Origin of the sequence: Paenibacillus sp. 22594, assembly GCF_052044425.1 — a bacterium.
GTDB lineage: Bacteria > Bacillota > Bacilli > Paenibacillales > Paenibacillaceae > Paenibacillus_AQ.
Window position 1 is genome coordinate 1 of the sequence record NZ_JBQENA010000049.1, and the last position, 507, is coordinate 507.

1 pseudogene is annotated in these 507 nt (G+C 48.3%); it reads right to left on the bottom strand.

The features are described from left to right. Positions 1-507: pseudogene (locus tag ACTJKB_RS30925) on the bottom strand (IS1182 family transposase); the annotation flags it as partial.

The window sequence follows — 507 nt, forward strand, 5'->3', positions numbered from 1 at the left end:
GCTAAAATAAACTGGTTTTCCGTTCCGATTTGTACATTGTAACCCGGTTTGAGTTGACCATTTCGCATGTGGTCTTCCTTCATCCGCATGAAAGTCGCATCCGGGTCGGTCTTGCTAAAACTGTTCTGGTCGCCAAGTAGCCTCTGGTACTGTTCGTACTTCAGTAATCTGGGCAGCAAATCCTTCCGAAGCTTCCGAACGGCTTTTTTCAGAGGTTTGTCTTTAGGTTTGTCCAGGAGCTTAGACTCCAGCACCTGGGTCAGGGTTTCTAGCTTCTCACTGTTCATCTCACAAGATTCTCCGAATTCGGCGAGGTCCTTTCCCTGGAACTCCTGTTCTTCTTGGTGCTCTGCCGCTTCAATGTCAGCAAACAGAGCGTGTACCTTCTCCTGTAATTTCGCTTTGTGTTTGCTGACCGCTTGGCCCCAAACAAAGGTGTAGCGATTGGCATTCGCCTCGATCTTAGTGCCGTCCACAAAATAATGCTCCAGAGACACGTATTTTTCG